This is a genomic window from Mesorhizobium sp. B2-3-13, assembly GCF_006442195.1.
Lineage (GTDB): Bacteria > Pseudomonadota > Alphaproteobacteria > Rhizobiales > Rhizobiaceae > Mesorhizobium > Mesorhizobium salmacidum.
In genome coordinates this window covers 40,490-58,776 of the sequence record NZ_VFVQ01000014.1, presented here as the reverse complement: position 1 = coordinate 58,776, position 18,287 = coordinate 40,490, and the positions used below count along the sequence as shown (strand labels likewise).

At 62.9% G+C, this 18,287-nt stretch carries 16 protein-coding genes and 1 pseudogene; 14 read left to right on the top strand and 3 right to left on the bottom strand.

The features are described from left to right. The first annotated feature begins 200 nt into the window (after positions 1 to 200). The 8 genes and pseudogenes from FJ941_RS17870 to FJ941_RS17835 all read left to right on the top strand — a co-directional run bounded on the left by FJ941_RS17870 (position 201) and on the right by FJ941_RS17835 (position 9,300). Positions 201 to 2,012 (top strand): acyl-CoA dehydrogenase, encoded by a 1,812-nt coding sequence (locus FJ941_RS17870; protein WP_140507587.1) that lies wholly within the window; start codon positions 201 to 203, stop codon positions 2,010 to 2,012. Between the two features lie 46 nt (positions 2,013 to 2,058). Further along, positions 2,059 to 3,231, top strand: a complete 1,173-nt coding sequence (locus FJ941_RS17865; RefSeq protein WP_140507586.1) for an acyl-CoA dehydrogenase family protein — start codon at positions 2,059 to 2,061, stop codon at positions 3,229 to 3,231. Positions 3,232 to 3,265: 34 nt separating this feature from the next. Next, complete coding sequence (locus FJ941_RS17860; RefSeq protein WP_140507584.1) at positions 3,266 to 4,474, top strand: acetyl-CoA C-acetyltransferase; 1,209 nt, start codon at positions 3,266 to 3,268, stop codon at positions 4,472 to 4,474. A gap of 13 nt (positions 4,475 to 4,487) precedes the next feature. Then, complete coding sequence (locus tag FJ941_RS17855; RefSeq protein ID WP_140507583.1) at positions 4,488 to 6,707, top strand: 3-hydroxyacyl-CoA dehydrogenase NAD-binding domain-containing protein; 2,220 nt, start codon at positions 4,488 to 4,490, stop codon at positions 6,705 to 6,707. A gap of 9 nt (positions 6,708 to 6,716) precedes the next feature. Further along, positions 6,717 to 7,260 (top strand): annotated as a pseudogene (locus FJ941_RS17850) (thioesterase family protein). A gap of 99 nt (positions 7,261 to 7,359) precedes the next feature. Next, entirely contained in the window at positions 7,360 to 7,665 is a 306-nt protein-coding gene (locus tag FJ941_RS17845) for a hypothetical protein (protein WP_140507581.1), read from the top strand. Between the two features lie 138 nt (positions 7,666 to 7,803). Beyond that, positions 7,804 to 8,439: a helix-turn-helix transcriptional regulator gene (locus FJ941_RS17840; protein WP_140507580.1), complete on the top strand. Its 636-nt coding sequence runs from the start codon at positions 7,804 to 7,806 to the stop codon at positions 8,437 to 8,439. Positions 8,440 to 8,448: 9 nt separating this feature from the next. Next, a complete protein-coding gene (locus tag FJ941_RS17835) occupies positions 8,449 to 9,300 on the top strand; it encodes a thermonuclease family protein (protein ID WP_348640750.1) in 852 nt (283 codons plus the stop codon). On the opposite strand, the gene FJ941_RS17830 is transcribed toward FJ941_RS17835, so the two are convergent. After that, positions 9,266 to 10,912, bottom strand: coding sequence for a lysine--tRNA ligase (locus FJ941_RS17830; protein WP_140507577.1), 1,647 nt, complete (start codon positions 10,910 to 10,912; stop codon positions 9,266 to 9,268). The two genes, FJ941_RS17835 and FJ941_RS17830, sit on opposite strands and share 35 nt — an antisense overlap. Positions 10,913 to 11,070: 158 nt before the next feature. On the opposite strand from FJ941_RS17830, the gene FJ941_RS17825 reads away from it, so the two are divergent. Next, positions 11,071 to 11,484 (top strand): tellurite resistance TerB family protein, encoded by a 414-nt coding sequence (locus tag FJ941_RS17825; protein ID WP_140507575.1) that lies wholly within the window; start codon positions 11,071 to 11,073, stop codon positions 11,482 to 11,484. A 78-nt stretch (positions 11,485 to 11,562) separates the two neighbouring features. Here FJ941_RS17825 and FJ941_RS17820 read toward each other — a convergent pair whose 3' ends face one another. Next, positions 11,563 to 12,387: a transporter substrate-binding domain-containing protein gene (locus FJ941_RS17820; RefSeq protein ID WP_246673872.1), complete on the bottom strand. Its 825-nt coding sequence runs from the start codon at positions 12,385 to 12,387 to the stop codon at positions 11,563 to 11,565. Between the two features lie 285 nt (positions 12,388 to 12,672). Between FJ941_RS17820 and FJ941_RS17815 the strand changes: the two genes are divergently transcribed. The 3 genes from FJ941_RS17815 to FJ941_RS17805 all read left to right on the top strand — a co-directional run bounded on the left by FJ941_RS17815 (position 12,673) and on the right by FJ941_RS17805 (position 14,887). Next, on the top strand, positions 12,673 to 13,404 hold the full coding sequence (locus tag FJ941_RS17815; RefSeq protein ID WP_140507572.1) for a LuxR family transcriptional regulator: 732 nt from the start codon (positions 12,673 to 12,675) through the stop codon (positions 13,402 to 13,404). Positions 13,405 to 13,502: 98 nt separating this feature from the next. Next, complete coding sequence (locus tag FJ941_RS17810; RefSeq protein WP_140507570.1) at positions 13,503 to 14,141, top strand: acyl-homoserine-lactone synthase; 639 nt, start codon at positions 13,503 to 13,505, stop codon at positions 14,139 to 14,141. Then, positions 14,138 to 14,887: an enoyl-CoA hydratase-related protein gene (locus tag FJ941_RS17805; RefSeq protein WP_140507568.1), complete on the top strand. Its 750-nt coding sequence runs from the start codon at positions 14,138 to 14,140 to the stop codon at positions 14,885 to 14,887. The genes FJ941_RS17810 and FJ941_RS17805 overlap by 4 nt, the downstream gene beginning before the upstream one ends. A gap of 168 nt (positions 14,888 to 15,055) precedes the next feature. Here FJ941_RS17805 and ppk2 read toward each other — a convergent pair whose 3' ends face one another. Then, a complete protein-coding gene (gene ppk2 / locus FJ941_RS17800) occupies positions 15,056 to 15,964 on the bottom strand; it encodes a polyphosphate kinase 2 (RefSeq protein WP_140507567.1) in 909 nt (302 codons plus the stop codon). A gap of 156 nt (positions 15,965 to 16,120) precedes the next feature. Here ppk2 and FJ941_RS17795 point away from each other — a divergent pair, with 156 nt between their 5' ends. Both FJ941_RS17795 and phoU read left to right on the top strand, forming a co-directional pair. Continuing rightward, a complete protein-coding gene (locus tag FJ941_RS17795; protein ID WP_140507565.1) occupies positions 16,121 to 17,386 on the top strand; it encodes an ATP-binding protein in 1,266 nt (421 codons plus the stop codon). Positions 17,387 to 17,502: 116 nt separating this feature from the next. Then, entirely contained in the window at positions 17,503 to 18,228 is a 726-nt protein-coding gene (gene phoU / locus FJ941_RS17790; RefSeq protein ID WP_140507564.1) for a phosphate signaling complex protein PhoU, read from the top strand. The last annotated feature ends 59 nt before the right edge of the window (positions 18,229 to 18,287 follow it).

The following is an 18,287-nucleotide window of genomic DNA, read 5'->3' as shown; positions in this document are numbered from 1 at the left end:
CGCTGTCATGGCCTGCTGTTTCGCGCTGGCTTGCGCAATGCCGCAACGCCAGGCTCCGCGCGCGTGGCGACGGAATCTTGTCGCATCGAAAATATTGACGTTTACGCAAACGTCAATGTTTGCTATTGCCACTTCGACATTGGCCCGCTTGCCGCGCACGGCTTGATTTCGGGGCCTTTATCCGCATGGTGGAGGAAAGCATGCCGATTTACAGGGCCCCGGTCCAGGACACGCTGTTCGTGCTCAACGAGGTGCTGGGCTATCAGCGCTATTCGAACCTTGCCGGATTCGCCGACGCAACGCCCGACATACTGGAGGCAATTCTCGCCGAAGGGGCCAAGCTCGCCGAGAACGTCATGCATCCGCTCAACCGTGTCGGCGACATGGAAGGCTGCGTGCGCCACGACGACGGCTCGGTGACCACGCCCAGGGGCTTCAAGGAAGCGTTCGACCAGTATCGCGAAGGCGGCTGGATGGGCCTGGCGGCTCCGGTCGAGTTCGGCGGCCAGGGCCTGCCCTATGCCGTGCACACGGCGGTGGCCGAATACATGGTGTCGGCCAACATGTCGTTGATGATGTATCCCGGCCTGACCCAGGGTGCGATCGCGGCCATCATCACCCACGGCACCGACGAGCAGAAGGCGACCTGGCTGCCCAGGATGGTCGAGGGCACCTGGACCGGCACCATGAACCTGACCGAGCCGCATTGCGGCACCGATCTCGGCTTGCTGCGCACCAAGGCAGTGCCGAACGGCGATGGCACCTACAAGATTTCAGGCCAGAAGATTTTCATCTCGGCCGGTGAGCACGACATGTCGGACAACATCGTCCATCTGGTGCTGGCCCGTATCGAAGGCGCCCCCGAAGGCGTCAAGGGAATCTCGCTGTTCATCGTGCCGAAGTTCAAGCTCGATGCGTCGGGCAATCCGGGGACAAGGAACACCGTTTCCTGCGGTTCCATCGAGGAGAAGATGGGCATCCACGGCAATTCGACCTGCGTCATGAACTATGACGAGGCTGAAGGCACGCTGCTGGGCGAGGCCAATGGCGGCCTGAAGGCGATGTTCACGATGATGAACGAGGCGCGGCTCGGCGTCGGCCTGCAGGGGCTGTCGCTGTCGGAGATCGCCTACCAGAACGCCGTCGCCTACGCCAAGGACCGTTTGCAGGGCCGCTCGCTGTCGGGCCCTAAGTCGCCGGAGAAGAAGGCCGACCCGATCATCGTCCATCCCGACATCCGCCGCTCGCTGATGACCATGAAGGCGTTCAACGAGGCCGGCCGTGCCCTGGCGCTATGGACCGCGATCAAGTCCGATATCGCGCACCGCTCCGCCGACGACAAGGACCGCCAGGCGGCCGACGACTACACCGGCCTGATGACGCCGGTGGTCAAGGGCGTGCTGACCGACAAGGGGTTCGACCACGCCGTGATGGCGCAGCAGGTGTTCGGCGGCCACGGCTACATCGAAGAGCACGGCATGAGCCAGTTCGTGCGCGATGCCCGCATTGCCATGATCTATGAAGGCGCCAATGGCATCCAGGCGCTCGACCTCGTCGGCCGCAAGCTCGGCTTGAACGGCGGCCGCGCCATACAGGCCTTCTTCAAGGAGGTCGGCGAATTCTGCGAGGAAAACCGCGCGGACGAGAAGATGGCGCCGTTTACCAAGGGTCTGAAGAAGGGCCTCAACGATTTGCAGGCGGCGACCATGTGGCTGCTGCAGAACGGCATGGCCAAGCCCGACAATGCCGGTGCGGCCTCGACCGACTACATGCATCTCTTCGGCCTCGTGGCGCTGGGTTACATGTGGGTGCGGATGGCCAAGGCGGCACAGGGCAAGACAGGCGCCAACGGTTCCCACTCTTTCCTTGAAAACAAGGGGGCGTTCTATGACAACAAGGTCGTGACGGCGCGCTTCTTCATGGAACGGATCATGCCGGAGACCTCGGCCCACCTCGCCCGTATTTCTAGTGGCGCCGATACGCTGATGGCCCTGCCGGCGGAAGCGTTCTAAACTCAACCTCGCTGGCCTGTCTGTCTGTCGATACGCGGAGGAAATCGTGGCGACAAATCCCGCCGAAGTGCTCTCTTTGCCGAAGCCAGCCTGGGCGGCCGACGAGGTCGGCATGCTCTACGACATGGCTACCCGTTTCATGTCGGAGGAGATCGCGCCGCGCTACGACGAGTTCGAGAAGAACGAGATGGTCGACCGCGAAAGCTGGCTGAAGGCTGGTTCCGCCGGGCTGCTCTGCGCGTCCATGCCGGAGGAATATGGCGGCTCCGGCGGCACCTTCGCGCATGAGAGCGCCATCATCGAGGCGATCGGCCATGTCGGCGTCGACGGTTTCGGCATCGGCCTGCACAATTCGATCGTCGCGCCCTACATCCTCCATTACGGTTCGGAAGAGCAGAAGAAGAAATGGTTGCCCAGGCTCGCCACCGGCGAACTGATCGGCGCCATTGCCATGACGGAGCCCGGCGCCGGTTCCGACCTGCAAGGTGTCAAGACGCGTGCCGAGAAGGATGGCAACCAGTACAAGATCAATGGCTCCAAGACCTTCATCACCAACGGCCAGCTGGCGAACTTCATCATCGTCGTCACCAAGACCGATCCGGAGAAGGGCGCCAAGGGCACCTCGCTGATCGTTATTGAGACCGATGAGGTCGAAGGCTTCCAGCGCGGCCGCAACCTCGACAAGATCGGGCTGAAGGCCAACGACACGTCGGAGCTGTTCTTCAACGACGTGCGTGTGCCGACCTCCAACCTGCTCGGCCATGAAGAGGGACAGGGCTTCGTCCAGCTGATGCAGCAATTGCCGCAGGAGCGGCTGCAGATCGGCACCGGGGCGATCGCCATGATCGAGCGGGCGCTGGCGCTGACCATCGACTACGTCAAGGAGCGCAGGGCCTTCGGCAAGGCGATCATCGACTTCCAGAACACCCAGTTCAAGCTGGCTGAATTGAAGACAGAGGCCACCATCGGCCGCGTCTTCTACAATGACTGCGTCACCCGCCACATCAATGGCGGGCTGGATCCGGTAACGGCCTCGATGGCCAAGTACTGGCTCTCCGACCTGCAGGGTAAAGTCGTCGACGAATGCCTTCAATTGCACGGCGGCTATGGCTACATGAATGAATATCCGATCGCCCGCATGTTCCGCGACGCCCGCGTCCAGCGCATCTACGGCGGCACCAACGAGATCATGAAATTGCTGATCGGACGCTCGCTCTGAGCAGCTCTCTTCAGCGAACCCAAGGAGCATGAAAATGGCCGAAGCTTATGTCTATGACGCCGTTCGCACGCCGCGCGGCAAGGGCAAGAAGGACGGATCGCTGCACGAGGTGCCGGCGGTGCGGCTCGCCGCCAGGACGCTCGAGGCACTGCGCGACCGCAACGGGCTGGACACCGGCACGGTCGACGACATCATCTTCGGCTGCGTCGACCCGGTCGGCGAGGCGGGCTCCGTCATTCCCCGTGCCGCCGCTTTCGAGGCCGGCTACGACACCAAGGCACCCGGCATGCAGATCTCGCGCTTCTGCGCCTCCGGATTGGACGCCATCAATTTCGGCGCCGCCAAGATCGCGCAGGGCGCCGATGAAATCGTCATCGCCGGCGGCGTCGAATCGATGTCGCGCGTCGGCATGGGCATGTCCGGCGGTGCCTGGTTCATGGATCCTTCGGTCGGCCTGCCTGGCTGGTTCGTGCCGCAAGGCATTTCGGCCGACCTGATAGCCACCAAATACGGCTTCTCGCGCGACGACGTCGACGCCTACGCGGTCGAGAGCCAGAAGCGCGCCGCAAGATCCTGGGCCGATGGCCGCTTCAAGAACTCGGTCATACCGATCAAGGACCAGAATGGACTGACCATTCTCGACCATGACGAGCATATGCGGCCGTCGACCGACATGCAGTCGCTCGCCTCGCTCAATCCGTCCTTTGTCATGCCCGGCGAAATGGGCGGCTTCGACGCGGTGGCGGTGCAGAAGCATCCCGAGGTCGAGGAGGTCAACCACGTCCATCACGCCGGCAACTCGTCCGGCATTGTCGATGGCGCGGCGGCCGTGCTGCTTGGCTCGAAGAAGGCCGGTAAGGCGATGGGCCTCAAGCCCCGCGCCCGCATCCGCACCTTCGCCAACATCGGCTCCGAGCCGGTGCTGATGCTGACCGGCCCGGTCGACGTCACCGAGAAACTGTTGAGGCGTGCCAAGATGAAGCTGTCGGACATCGACCTGTTCGAGCTCAACGAGGCCTTCGCCTCGGTGGTGCTGCGCTACATGCAGGCTTTCGAGATCCCGCACGACAAGATTAACGTCAATGGCGGCGCCATCGCCATGGGCCATCCGCTCGGGGCCACCGGCGCGATGATCTTCGGCACGGTGCTGGACGAACTCGAGCGCCGCGACTTGAACACCGCGCTGGTGACACTGTGCATCGGTGCCGGCATGGGTACCGCAACCATCATCGAACGCGTCTGACGGGGAGAGAACGATGAGCTACACCAATTTCGCCCTCGACATCGACGCTGATGGCATCGCGCTGGTCACCTGGAACAGCCCGGACCGCTCGATGAACGTCTTCACCGAAGAGGTGATGCGCGAGTTGAACGCCATCGTGGACAAGGTGGCCGGCGATGCCGCCATCAAAGGCGCGGTGATCACCTCCGGCAAGGACACTTTCTCCGGTGGCGCCGACATCACCTTGCTGCAGAGGATGCTGACCAGCTTCGCCACTGACAAGGTCAGGGATGTCGAGAAGGCGACCAGGGCGCTGTTCGACAATGCCGGCATCATGACCGGCCTGTTCCGCAAGCTGGAAACCTGCGGCAAGCCATGGGTCTCGGCGATCAACGGCACATGCATGGGCGGCGCCTTCGAAATGTCGCTCGCCTGCCATGGCCGCGTCGCCGCCGACTCCGACAAGGTCAAGATGGCGCTCCCCGAGGTCAAGATCGGCATCTTCCCCGGTGCCGGCGGCACCCAGCGCGTGCCGCGGCTGACCGACCAGCAACAGGCGTTGCAGATGCTGACCTCCGGCCAGACCCTGTCGCCGCAGAAGGCGAAGGCGATGGGCCTGATCCACGAGATCGCCGAACCGGCGAAGCTGATCGAGACCGCGAAGGCGATGATCAGGAACGGCCTCAAGCCGGTGGCGCCGTGGGACGAGAAGGGTTTCAAGCTGCCCGGCGGGCCGATCTATTCGGCGGCCGGCGCCAATCTGTGGCCGCCGGCCATCGCCATCCTGCGCCGCGAGACCCATGGCAATTACCCGGCCGCCGCCGCGATCCTGAAATGCGTCTATGAAGGCCTGCTGGTGCCCTTCGACACCGCGCTCAGGATCGAGCAGCGCTATTTCACCGAGATCATGCAGAGCAAGGAGGCGGCGGCGATGATCCGCTCGCTGTTCGTGTCGCTGCAGGAGCTGAACAAGGGCGCGCGCCGCCCGGCCGGCGTGCCGGACACCAGGTTCAAGAAGATCGGTATCCTCGGCGCCGGCTTCATGGGCGCGGGCATCGCCAATGTCACCGCCAAGGCCGGCATTCCGGTGGTGCTGCTCGACCGGGATATGGAGGCGGCCGCAAAGGGCAAGGCGCATTCCGACAGCCTGATCTCGGATCAGGTCAAGAAGGGTCGCGCCAGCCCCGAGGAGAAGGACAAGCTCCTGTCGCTGATCACGCCGACGGCAGACTATGCAGACCTCGCCGGCTGCGATCTCGTGGTGGAAGCCGTGTTCGAGGATTCCGCCGTCAAGAAGAACGCCACCGAACAGGCGGAGGCCGTGCTGAAGTCGTCGGCGATCTTTGCCTCCAACACCTCGACCATTCCGATCACCGGCCTGGCCAAGAATTCGGCGCGGCCGAAGAATTTCATCGGCATCCACTTCTTCTCACCGGTCGACAAGATGATGCTGGTCGAGATCATCCTCGGCAAGAAGACCGGCGACAAGGCGCTGGCGACCGCGATCGACTTCGTGCGCGCCATCAAGAAGACGCCGATCGTCGTCAACGACACGCGCGGCTTCTATGTCAACCGCTGCGTGCTGCGCTACATGTCGGAAGCCTACAAGATGCTGATCGAAGGCGTGCCCGCGCCGATGATCGAGAATGCAGCGAAGGCCGCCGGCATGCCGGTCGGTCCCTTGGCGCTGACCGATGAAACGGCCATCGACCTCGCCCAGAAGATCATGAAGCAGACCATCAGGGATCTCGGCGACAAGGCCGTCGACCCCAGGCAGATGGCGCTGATCAACACCATGGTCGACGACCACGGCCGCTTCGGCCGCAAGAACGGCAAGGGTTTTTACGACTATCCGGCCAAGCCCGCGAAGAAGAAGCTGTGGCCGGGGTTGAAGGACCTCTATCCGCAGCTCGCGGCCGAGAAGGTCGACTATGAGGAGCTGCAGCAGCGCCTGCTGGTCACCATCGCGCTCGAAGCGGCACGCGTGATGGAAGAGGGTATCGTCACCGACCCGCGCGAGGCCGATGTCGGCTCGATCCTTGCCTTCGGCTTCGCACCCTATACCGGTGGCGCGCTGTCCTACATTGACGGGATCGGCACCAAGCAATTCCTCAAGATCGCCAAGGGCCTGCAGAAGAAGTATGGCGCCGAGTTCAAGGCGCCCAAGCTGCTCATCGACATGGCCGAGAAAGGTAAGACTTTCTACGAACGCTTCGATCCCCATGCGAAGGGCGATGTGAAGCAGGCAGCCTGACTTAGCGTCATGTACGTCTGGGCGCGCATGGCGCGCATGCTGGCCACGGCGCGCAGGCGTGGTCCCTATCTCATGGGCGGCGAAGGCCGGCTGGCCTTTCGCTGCCTGCCGACCGACATCGACTTCAACATCCATCTCAACAATGCGCGCTACATGATGTTGGCCGACCTTGGCCGCATCGATCTGTTTGTCCGTGCCGGCCTCATCACGCTGGCGAGGAAGAATGGCTGGGCGCCGATGATGGGCGGGTTGCAGGCCGTCTACGCCCGCGAGATACAGCTGTGGCGCCGCTTCGAAGTGGTGTCCTCGATCGAGACCTGGGAAGGCACCCAGGTCATCGGCAAGCACTGCTTCGTCCTCGACGATGGCGAGACGGCCGCCCTGATCCTGACGACGGCCGGCGTCTATGACCGCCAGGCGCCGCTTCCTCGACATTGACGCGGTAGTCGCCGCACTTGGCCGTGCGGTGAACCCGCGGCCACCGACCGAGGCAGAACGCATCTTCATGACGTCGCACCAGGGACTGCGCGGCCTGGCCAAATCGTCCGGCTGATCAATCCGTCGGCGGGCAGGGTTCGATCGACTTTCCCAAGCCAGGCGCGGATGGTACATTAGGTATCGCTAACATGGAGTTGGCGGAGGATTAATCATCATGCGTATGATGCTGAGAGTTTCCATCCCGGCCGAGGAAGGCAACAAGGCGATCAAGGACGGGAGCATGGGCAAGTTCATCGAGCACACCCTGTCCGATCTCAAGCCGGAGGCTGCTTATTTTACCGCTGACGGTGGTTGGCGGACGGCCTACCTTTTCCTAGAGGTAAAGGACAGTTCGGATATGCCCTATGTCGCCGAGCGGTTCTTCTTCGCCTTCAATGCCACCGTCGATTTGATCCCGGTGATGAACGTCGACGAGCTCAAGAAGGGTTTGCCGAGGGCGATGGCGGCATTGGCCGGATAGCGGCTTCGGCCATGACACTGTGCCGTCGTTGCGGCACACAGCTTTGTTCGTGATCCACCGGCCGCGCTGGTGGACAACGCAGCGGTTGCGCGTTAGACAGGAAGAGGCATTTTTTCCTGTTTCGAAGGAGAGCACGTCATGCTCTCGCACGACCGCGTCTGGGCTGCCATCGATGCTCTTGCCGAGCGCTATTCGCTTTCGGCTTCGGGTCTGGCAAGGCGCGCGGGACTTGATTCGACCGCCTTCAACAAATCGAAACGCCTCTCGTCCGACGGCCGGCCGCGCTGGCCTTCGACCGAATCGCTGGCCAAGATCATCGAGGCCACGGGCGCTTCGCTGGACGAATTCACGGGACTGATCGAAGGCCGGGGCGCATCGCCCGCCAGCCGGCGCGCCGTGCCGTTGCTCGGCTTTGCCCAGGCAGGCGCCGGCGGCTTCTTCGACGATGCCGGCTTTCCCGCCGGGCAGGGCTGGGATCTCGTCGAATTGCCTGCGCAATCGACCGAGAGTTCCTATGCGCTGCAGGTGCAAGGGGATTCCATGCTGCCGCTCTACCGCAACGGTGACGTGCTCATCGTCGAGCCGGGCGCCGCCACCCGCAAGGGCGATCGCGTCGTCGTCAAGACCACATCAGGCGAGGTGATGGCCAAGGTGCTCGAACGCCAGACCGTCAAGTCGATCGAGCTGGTCTCGCTCAATCCGGAGCATCCGGATCGCGACATCCCCATGCGCGAGGTCGAATGGGTGGCGCGGATCGTCTGGGCAAGCCAATAGGTGCAGCGGGTGCGACTTCCTCATCTTGTCCTGGCGGTTCTGATGGTTCCGGTAATGGCGGCGCTGGTCGTTGCCGGCGGACGCACGCTGAAAGGCAGCGCAAGCACTGTTGCGGTGGATCAGATCGATCCCGGCGCCGATACGATCCCGCGGGCTGACACCGGGACGGTACCAGAAGAACCTGCCACCTCAGCCATACCTGCTCCGCAGCCGCCAAAATCGGCGGCGCATTCGCGGGCGATCGATCCGCAGGTCGTCGCGCCGCCGGAACTGCCCGCCGGAGAGCTCGAGCGGGTCGAGCCGCGCGAGCCGTTGAGCAAGCTGGCGCTCGCCGTGCCGCCCGAGCCGAAGATGCCCGACGACTGGAACGGCACAAAGCTGTTCCAGCCGGTCGCCCCGGCCGCCGGCCTGATCGAGGCGAAAGGCTATTCGGTCGCCGTTTCCGGCATCGATGTCGTCGGGCAGGACGAGACCTGCACCACCGATGGCAAATCCTGGCCGTGCGGTGTCCGTGCCCGCACGGCGTTCCGGGCCTTCCTGCGCGGTCGCGCCGTGGTCTGCACGGTGCCGCCGGAAGGTGGTCGCGACCGGATCGCGGCGGAGTGCCGGATCGGCAAGCAGGATGTCGGTCAATGGCTGGTCGAAAACGGCTGGGCGCGCGCCGCCAAGGGCGGGCCCTATGTGGAAGCGGGTGACAAAGCACAAAGCGCGAAGAAAGGCATTTTCGGATCGGCGCCGAACCTTGCCGGCATCTCAGCGGCGCCGGGCGCACCCGCCCCGGCGCCTCAGGCGCCGGGTTCGATCCTGGATGAGGACCACGGCGTCCTCAAGCCAGTTGACCAGCCAACGCCTTCTGAATGAGCGAGCGGGTCTCGGTGACGCCATAGAGGGCGGCGAAGGATCCGAAGCGTGGGCCGCGTTCCTGGCCGATCAGCACCTGATAGATCATCTGGAAGAAGGCGCCTGAAACGCCGGGGCCGCCTTCCGGGCTCTGCTTGGAATGATCCTGGTAGCGTTCGATCTTGCGCGCCACGTTGAGCGAAGCGTTCTGGATCGCCTCGCCGCTGGCGCCCGCCGGCAAGTCGCCAAGAGCCTTTTCGAGAGCCAGCAGCGCTTCGCGCTCGACCTCGTCGGCCGGTCGAAAGGTCTTCGTCGGCTTCACGAAATCGTCGAAATAGCGGATCGCATAGCCCGTCAGCCGGTCGAGCTCGGGATGGGTGGCAGGCGTCACGCCCTGCACGTGGCGCGAGATGAAGCCCCACAGCACATCCTTGTTCTGCGCATTGGAGGCGCTGACCAGGTTGAGCAGCAACGAGAAGGGCACCGGCATGTCGATGGCGGGCGGATTGCCGTCATGCATATGCCAGACCGGGTTGCCCAGCCGCTCCTTCCAGTCCTGACGCGAGTATGCGGCGAGGAAGGTGTAATATTCGTCCACGGCCCGCGGGATGACGTCGAAATAGAGCTTCTTGGCCTGCCGCGGCCGCTGGTACATGTAGAGCCCCAGGCTCTCGGTCGGCGCATAGGTCAGCCATTCGTCGATCGTCAGGCCATTGCCCTTCGACTTGGAGATCTTCTGGCCGTTCTCGTCGAGGAACAGCTCGTAGACGAAATGCTCCGGCGCCCGCCCGCCCAGGATGTTGCAGATGCGGTCATAGACCACCGCATTGGTCTGGTGATCCTTGCCGAACATCTCGAAGTCGACGCCGAGGGCCGCCCAGCGCATGCCGAAATCCGGCTTCCACTGCAGCTTCACCCTGCCGCCGGTGACCGGCAGCGTGGTTTCGGTGCCTTCATCGTCGAAGGTGATGGTGCCGGCCTTGGCGTCCACATGCTTCATGGGAACGTAGAGCACGCGCCCGCTCTTCGGCGAGATGGGCAGGAAGGGGCTGTAGGTCGCCTGCCGCTCCGGCCCAAGCGTCGGCAGCATGACCGCCATGATCTGGTCGTAGCGTTCGGCGGCGCGCAACAGCATCGCATCGAAACGGCCGGCCTTGTAGTACTGCGTCGCGCTGGCGAATTCGTAGTCGAAGCCGAACGTGTCGAGGAAGCGGCAGAGCATCGCATTGTTGTGGTCGGCGAAGCTCGCATAGTCGCCGTCAAACGGATTGGGCACCGACGACAGCGGCTTGTGCAGATACGGCTCGAGCGCTGCGCGATCCGGCACGCTGTCGGGTATCTTGCGCATGCCGTCCATGTCGTCCGAAAAACACAGCAGCTTGGTCGCGACCTTGTCCTGCGTCAGCACGCGGAACGCATGACGCACCATCGATGTGCGCGCCACTTCGCCGAACGTGCCGATATGCGGCAGGCCCGACGGCCCATAGCCGGTTTCGAACAGGATCGATTCTGGAAAGTCGGCGCCCTTGTAGCGTTCGATGATCTTTTTGGCTTCCTCGAACGGCCATGCCTTGCTCTCGACCGCGGCCGTCAGCAGTTCGGGATTGAGATCGATGATGTTTGATCCCGCCATGGTCCTGTTTTCCAAAATTATTCGCCGCTCTGGCTGCAAGTGTCGATTTTCAACCGGTCTCTAGGCGCGCGTGGCCGGAGCGTCAACGCGTGGGGCGCTTTTTCCTTGCGGCCTCGGGCTCACCTTCCTACCTTCGGAACCCGTTCAAGGAGTAAAGAATGCCGTCGCCCACCCCTCACGAAGCCCTGATCTATCTTATGGTCATCACTTCGGCCTCCGACCGGGACATGACCGACGTCGAACTGGCCAGGATCGGCGATGTCGTCCGCTCGTGGCCGGTGTTCGAGGATTTCAGGCAGGATCGGCTGGTTGCCGTGGCCCAAGCCTGCCAGAAGATGCTGCAAGAGAAGGATGGACTGGAAGGTGTCCTGACCCAGGTTGCGGAGGCGCTGCCGGAGCGGTTGCGCGACACTGCCTACGCAGCCGCCTTCGAGGTCGCCGCCGTCGATCTGGAGATGCGGCTGGAAGAGGTGCGCGTGCTGCAGCTGATCCGTCGTCAGCTCGATCTCGACACGTTGACCGTCGCTGCGATCGGCCGTGCGGCGAAGGCAAGGCTTCGCACGCTCACCTGATATCGGTCTGAACAAGGACTGTTAGGGTTCAAGTCACCTGAACATCGGCTGTGCTTAGAAGAAACTGACCGGACCGGATCAGAAGAAACTGACCGGGAAATAGCGCAGGTAGAATTCGGCGAAGGTGCCTTTCATCGAAATCTCCTGCAACGCGTAATCGAGCGCCGCGGCCAGCGCCGGATTGTCCGCTCGCGTGGCAATGGCCATGCCGGTGCCCAGATATTCGGGCGCCAGGTAGGGGCCGCCGGCAAAGCGGCAGCAGCCGGCGGCATCGGAGCCGCCCAGCCAGAAGGCGAATCGCATGCCATCGCCGAAGGCAGCGTCGATCTTGCCGGCCTTGAGGTCGCCGTAGAGGGCTTCCGGTCTGTCGAAGGGGACGACCTGGACCGTGCCGAAATAGTCACGCAGCATGCGTTCATGCGCCGAGCCTGATATCACGCCGACGCGCTTGCCGTGCAACTTGTCGAAGATCGGTTCCGCCAGCGCCTTGTTCTTCGGCATAATGAAGCGCGCCGGGAATTGCAGGTAGGCGCGCGAGAAGGCGTATGTCTGTCGTGACTGCGGCGTTGCGGCAATGCCGGCGATGATCGCCTCGCCCTCGCCTTTCTCGAGCGCGCCTTGAAGCTCCGCCCAGGGCAAGGCCTGGATCTGGCACCTGTCGACGATATCGAGTTCCGCGCAGATGGCCCGCGCCAGGTCGATGTGGAAACCGGACAGCTTTCCCGAACCATCGAGGAAATTGAAGGGCGGAAAATCCGTGGTCGTCAGGAACCGCAGCCGCGGCAGTGCCGAAAGGTCTGGCTTGGGCAGCCGCTCCTTGGCGTCCCAGAGCACCGGTACCTGCGGCTCCGCCGCGCGCGCTCCGGGAACCAAAACCAGTGCCGCAATGAGCGCCGCTGCCAGGACCTGGAACCTCCATTGGAACGCCACGATAGAACTCCCCGCACCGTGCTCGTGCCGGTTTTGGTATGAAAATGGTACAGGCACAATGCTTTTTGATTTCAACGCTTCGATTTCGGGATATGATTTGGTGGGTTTGCAAACAGCGGTGGCTGCCCTGGTGGGGGTACCAGGGTCGAGAACCACAACCGGAAGGGGGCGCTTTGCAATTCCTGGTCGGTGGCGAAGCGCCGGCATGGCGTGGACCATGGGCTTCAATGCATAAGGCAACATGGGGTTGATGTTGCGATGAGTCAGTTCGATCGGACGCTGGAATACATAGACCAGCTGCAGCACGCCGCAACGGCGGCCGCGGTATGCGAGAAACTGTTAGGCGTAACATCGGAGTTCGGCCTGACCGCGCTGATGGCCGGAACCGTTCCGCGGCCGGGCACGCCGACGGGGCAGCAAAAGCAGCATGTGCTGCTTTGCGACTGGCCGGTCGAATGGCTCGAGCGCTATGTGACGCGCAACTATGTCGATCACGATCCCGTCGTCAGTCACATGAAACAGCTGCAGTCGCCGTTCCAGTGGCGGGAAGCCGCCCAGGGCGTTCGCATCGATAAGAGCAGTGGCGAAGTAATGGGCGACGCCGGCGCCTTCAAGCTGCGCGACGGGCTGGCCTTCCCGCTGATCACGCTCGATGGCGAAATCGTCATGGTGTCGCTGGGTGGCGAGGCCGTGGAACTGTCGGCGGCCGAATTCGGCCTGGTCTCGCTGGTCTCGACCTATGCCATTGGCCGCGCCATGCAGCTTCACACCATGGCGGCCACGACCATCGATCACATCGAACTGACGCCGCGCGAACGCGAGTGCCTGCAATGGGCCGCGGTCGGCAAGTCCGAATGGGAGATTTCGCAAATCCTCGGCATTTCCGAACACACGTCGGAGAAACATCTTCTTAACGCCAAAAGCAAACTCGGTGCCGTCAACCGGGTGCAGGCAGTCGCCGAGGCGATAAGGCGCGGATACATTAGCTAGGTCGGCCGTGCAGGCCTAGAACTTCTTGCCTACGTGATCACGCAATTTTCGCATCGAAGCACGGCCGTATCTTCCCCTGAAACACAGGAGACTACGGAATGCTTTTTTGTCTTTCGACCAAGGAATTGATGGAACGCCCCGACCTCTGGGAGGCCGTCCATCGGCTGCGCTACCGGATATTCGTCGAGGAAATGGGATGGGAGGATCTGCGGCGCCCCGACGGTTTTGAGGTCGACCAGTTCGATCATGACGAGGCGGTGCATCAGATCGTCATCAGGGGCGATGAAGTCGCGGGCTATCAGAGGATGTTGCCGACCACACGGCCGCATCTGCTGACCGAGGTGTTGACCGATCTCTCCGAAGGAACGCCGCCGGCGGGCCCCAACATCTGGGAGTTGACCCGCTATGCGGTGGCTCCGGGTTTTCGCGATGGCCGGCGCGGCGTCTCGACGGTCGGCACGGAATTGATAGCCGGTTTCGTCGAGTGGGGTCTCAAGCGCGGCGTCGACAAGGTCATCATCGAGTTCGAGCCGATGTGGGTGCTGCGCGCATTGCAACTGCACTTCCTGGCGACGCCGCTGGGCTATCAGCGCACCTATGGCAACCAGCAGGTCGTGGCGACGCTGCTCACCTTCAACGAGCACACGCTGGACGTGGTGCGTTCGCGCCGCAATCACCATGCACCCGTCCTGGCCAGGGGATATCCCGACATGCTCGGCCAAAGGAGGGCGTCATGAACGCGCACCCACAACCCGAACTGCGCAACCATGCGCTGATCGTCACCGTGTCGTCGAATGACGGCCGGCCGGTGCTCGACAGGAGGGCCTATGAGAGCCTTGCCAGGACGTTTCAGGAAGCCGCCGAGAACGAAGAGGTGCGGGTCGTCGTGCTGCGCGGCCTGGCGGGCTGCTTCTGTCTTGGCGGCGACTTTTCCGAATTCCTGGACGCCACCAAGCATCAGAAGCTGATCGCCGCCGTCACCGACATGTTCCGCATGCTGGCAACGTTTCCAAAGCCCATCCTGGCCTGTGTCGACGGCGATGCCGTCGGCGTCGGCTGCACCATCCTGTTCCATTGCGACATGGTGATCGCGTCAGAAAAAAGCACGTTCCGGGTGCCGTTCGTCGATTTCGGCCTGGTGCCCGACGCGGCGACCAGCATCCTGGCGCCGCAGAAGCTCGGCTATGCCGGTGCCTTCCGCTTCTTCTGCCTCGGCGACACGCTTCGTGCCGAAGATGCCAGGGCGCTCGGCCTAGTCGCCGAGATCGTCCCGGAAGGCAGCGTCGAGGAGGCGACGCTCAGCCGGGCCAGGCAGCTCGCCAAGAAGCCGGTTGCGGCGTTGTTGCAGACGCGCGGCCTGCTCAAGGGCAACACCACCGCGCTTTGCGAGCGCATCGATGAGGAGATATCGCTGTTCCAGCAGGCGCTGCAGGACGACGCCACGCTGCGACGGTTGCAGCGGATCGCACGCCTGGCGGCCTAATGCATGTCGCCCGGAAGTGTCCTCGGTTCCGGGATAACGACATGCATAAAATCAGAAGCTTACAGCAGGTCGGGCGAATCCCATTCGCCGCGACATGCTGTAGAGCCGGATCAAGGGCCCTCATCAATTGCGCCGCGCCGCCTTTGGCTGCGCGGCGCCAAAAAAGCGTCAGTCCTGCTTACCCAGGAATGACGGCCCTTCGCCGATGATCTTCCTGTCTTCCTTGCCGATGATATCGAGATCGCGTCCCTCATAGGGCAGCGACAGGAGGATGCGACGCATCACTGCCAGCCGCGCGCGGCGCTTGTCGTTGGCCCGCACGATGATCCATGGCGCGAACTCCTTGTGGGTGCGCTCGAACATACTGTCGCGCGCCTTGGTGTAGTCGTCCCACTTGGAGATGCCGGCAATGTCGATCGGCGAGAACTTCCAGCTCTTGAGGGGGCTGTAGCGGCGATCGTGAAAGCGCTCGAGCTGCGTCTCCTGGCCGATGTTCAGCCAGAATTTGAAGAAATGGATGCCGTCATTGACGATCATTCGTTCGAAATGCGGCGTCTCGTCGAGAAACTTCTGGTGCTGTTCTGGGGTGCAAAAACCCATCACCGGCTCGACGCCGGCGCGGTTGTACCATGAGCGGTCGAAGGTGACGAATTCGCCCGACGTCGGGAAATGGTCGGCATAGCGCTGATAATACCATTGCCCCAGCTCCGTCGGGGTTGGCTTGGTCAGCGCGACGTTGCGCGCCGTGCGCGGGTTGAGGTACTGGCGCAGCACGAAGATCGTGCCTCCCTTGCCGGCTGCGTCACGCCCCTCAAACAGCGCCATCGCCCGCTTGCCGGTCGCCTGCAGCCATGCTTGCGCTTTGACCAGCTCGATCTGCAACTGCTCGAGCGTATCGTCGTACTCCTCGGCTTTCATCTTCTTGTCGTAGGGATACCCGCCCGCGGTCAGCTTGTTCTCCTCGACCCAGTCCGGAAGCTCGGGATTCTCGATATCGAACTCCCGTTCCTTGCCGCCGATCCGGATTTTCAGCGGACCTGAAGTTGGCGAGGCGGAATTTTCCTTGGCCTTATTCATGCAGACGAACCCTTTTAAGTGTCTGGACTCATGCTATTGGGAGCCACTACAGCGCCGCGCGTCCATTTGGGCGCGCAAAGGACGCTGTAGCACTTTTGATTTGCGGTCCAGCGGAAGTTTTCGCCGCCGTGTGACCGGTGGAGGCTGGGCGCGCGAATGACTGACCTGGGCGCAGAGCAGAAAGGCATGGGGCAAGCGATCGCCGCCCGGCTGTGGACCAGCCGCTGGCTGCTCGCGGCCGGTGTCGTGGCGGTCATGATCGCCTATGGCTTCGCGGGTATTTCCGCCTACGTGCTGGTACCGGCACTGCTCCTGCTGCTGGCGGCTGCACTATTGCCGGTTACAGCTGCGCGCCATTCCGCCGAGAGCGCCGGGGCAATCGAAGCGATGGGCTTGCAGCGCCTGTCCGGCGAATATCTCGCGGCCGCCGTCGCCGATCCGCTCATCATCTTCGACCAGGCCGCCACCATCGTCCACGCCAACGCCGCCGCTTTTGCCGCCTTTGGAGGCATCGCGCCCGGCATATCGCTGCCGCTGAAATTCCGGGCGCCGGAAATGCAGGCGCTGCTGGACAGCGTTCTGTCGGGCACCGTCGCCTCGGATGTTGTCGACTATACCGAGAAACTTCCCGTCGAACGGGCCTACCGGGTCAGCGCGTCCTCGGTCGGGCATGGCACCGACCTCTATGTGCTGGTCTTCAAGGACCAGAGCGAGGCACGGCGCATAGACCGCATGCGCGCCGACTTCATCGCCAATGCCAGTCACGAGTTGCGCACCCCGCTGGCCTCGATCGCTGGCTTCATCGAAACGCTACGCGGACCGGCCCGCAACGATCCGGCGGCGCGCGAGCAGTTCCTCCAGATCATGCAGAACCAGACCGGCCGCATGGCGCGACTGATCGATGATCTCCTGTCGCTGTCGCGGCTGGAGATGAAGCCCTATCTGAAGCCGGGAACCGAAGTCGATCTGCGCCAGACCGTCGACAGCGTCATCGATTCGCTCGGACCGCTCGCCCGAGAAAACAATGTCGCCATCGAACGCGATTTCGCCGAGGGGTCGCTCGATGTGCCGGGTGATCGCGACGAGTTGTTCCAGGTCTTCGAGAACCTTTTGGAAAATGCCTGCAAATACGGCCGGTCGGGCGGCCGCGTCGTGGTGTCGATCGCGCGCGGCGATGATGGTTCCGAACCAGGCATCGACGTGACGATCAGGGATTTTGGCCCCGGCATTCCCGAGGAGCATATCCCGCGCATCACCGAGCGCTTCTATCGCATCGATGTCGAGACCAGCCGGACCCAGAAAGGCACGGGACTTGGCTTGTCGATCGTCAAGCACATCCTGACGCGTCACAATGCCAGGCTGACGATCAAGTCCGAGGTCGGCAAGGGCGCCGCCTTCTCGGTCCATTTGCCGGCGCACTGATACTGCCCTAGTTTCCCACTGGACCGTTTCTTTTTTCTGTCATCCGGTTAGCGTATCAGCGGGGATTCGAGGAAACGACTCAAGATCAAGACACCCCGTGGGAAGGCATTTCGTCCATGCAGTCCGTTCACACAATGAGCGCCTTTGACGAGGAACTGAAATATCTCGCCAAGCGCATCGCAGCGATGGGCGGCCATGCCGAGCGCATGGTCGAGCAGGCGGTCGCCGCCTTGGTCAATGCCGATCCGGGATTGGCCCAGAAGGTCATTCGCGACGACATCGTGCTGGATGAGGGGCAGCGTGAGATCGACGACAAGGCGATCATCATCATCGCCAAGCGCCAGCCGATGGCGACGGACCTGCGCGAGATCGTCGGCGCCATCCGCATCTCGGCCGACCTCGAGCGGGTCGGCGACCTCGGAAAGAACGTTGCCAAACGGGTGGTCGCCGTCACCGACGGCCGTCAGCCGACCAGCCTTTTCCGCGGCCTGGAGGCGTTGGCCAACCTGGCGCTGACCCAGCTGAAGGAAGTCCTCGACGTCTATGCGTCGCGTTCGGTCGACAAGATCGGCTTCGTGCGCGACCGTGACGACCAGATCGATGCCATGTACACGTCGCTGTTTCGCGAATTGCTGACCTACATGATGGAAGATCCGCGCAACATCACGCCCTGTACGCATCTGCTGTTCTGCGCCAAGAACATCGAGCGTATCGGCGATCACGCCACCAACATCGCCGAGACCATCTACTACATCGTCACCGGCGACCAGATGCCGGCCGAGCGGCCGAAGAGCGACAAGACGGACAAGATCGGCCTCCCCGCGGCGCTGCCGGTGAAGTGAACGCACCTCCTCTCGAACGCTTGATCATATTGCGCTAAACTATCCCGAGATAAGCTTGC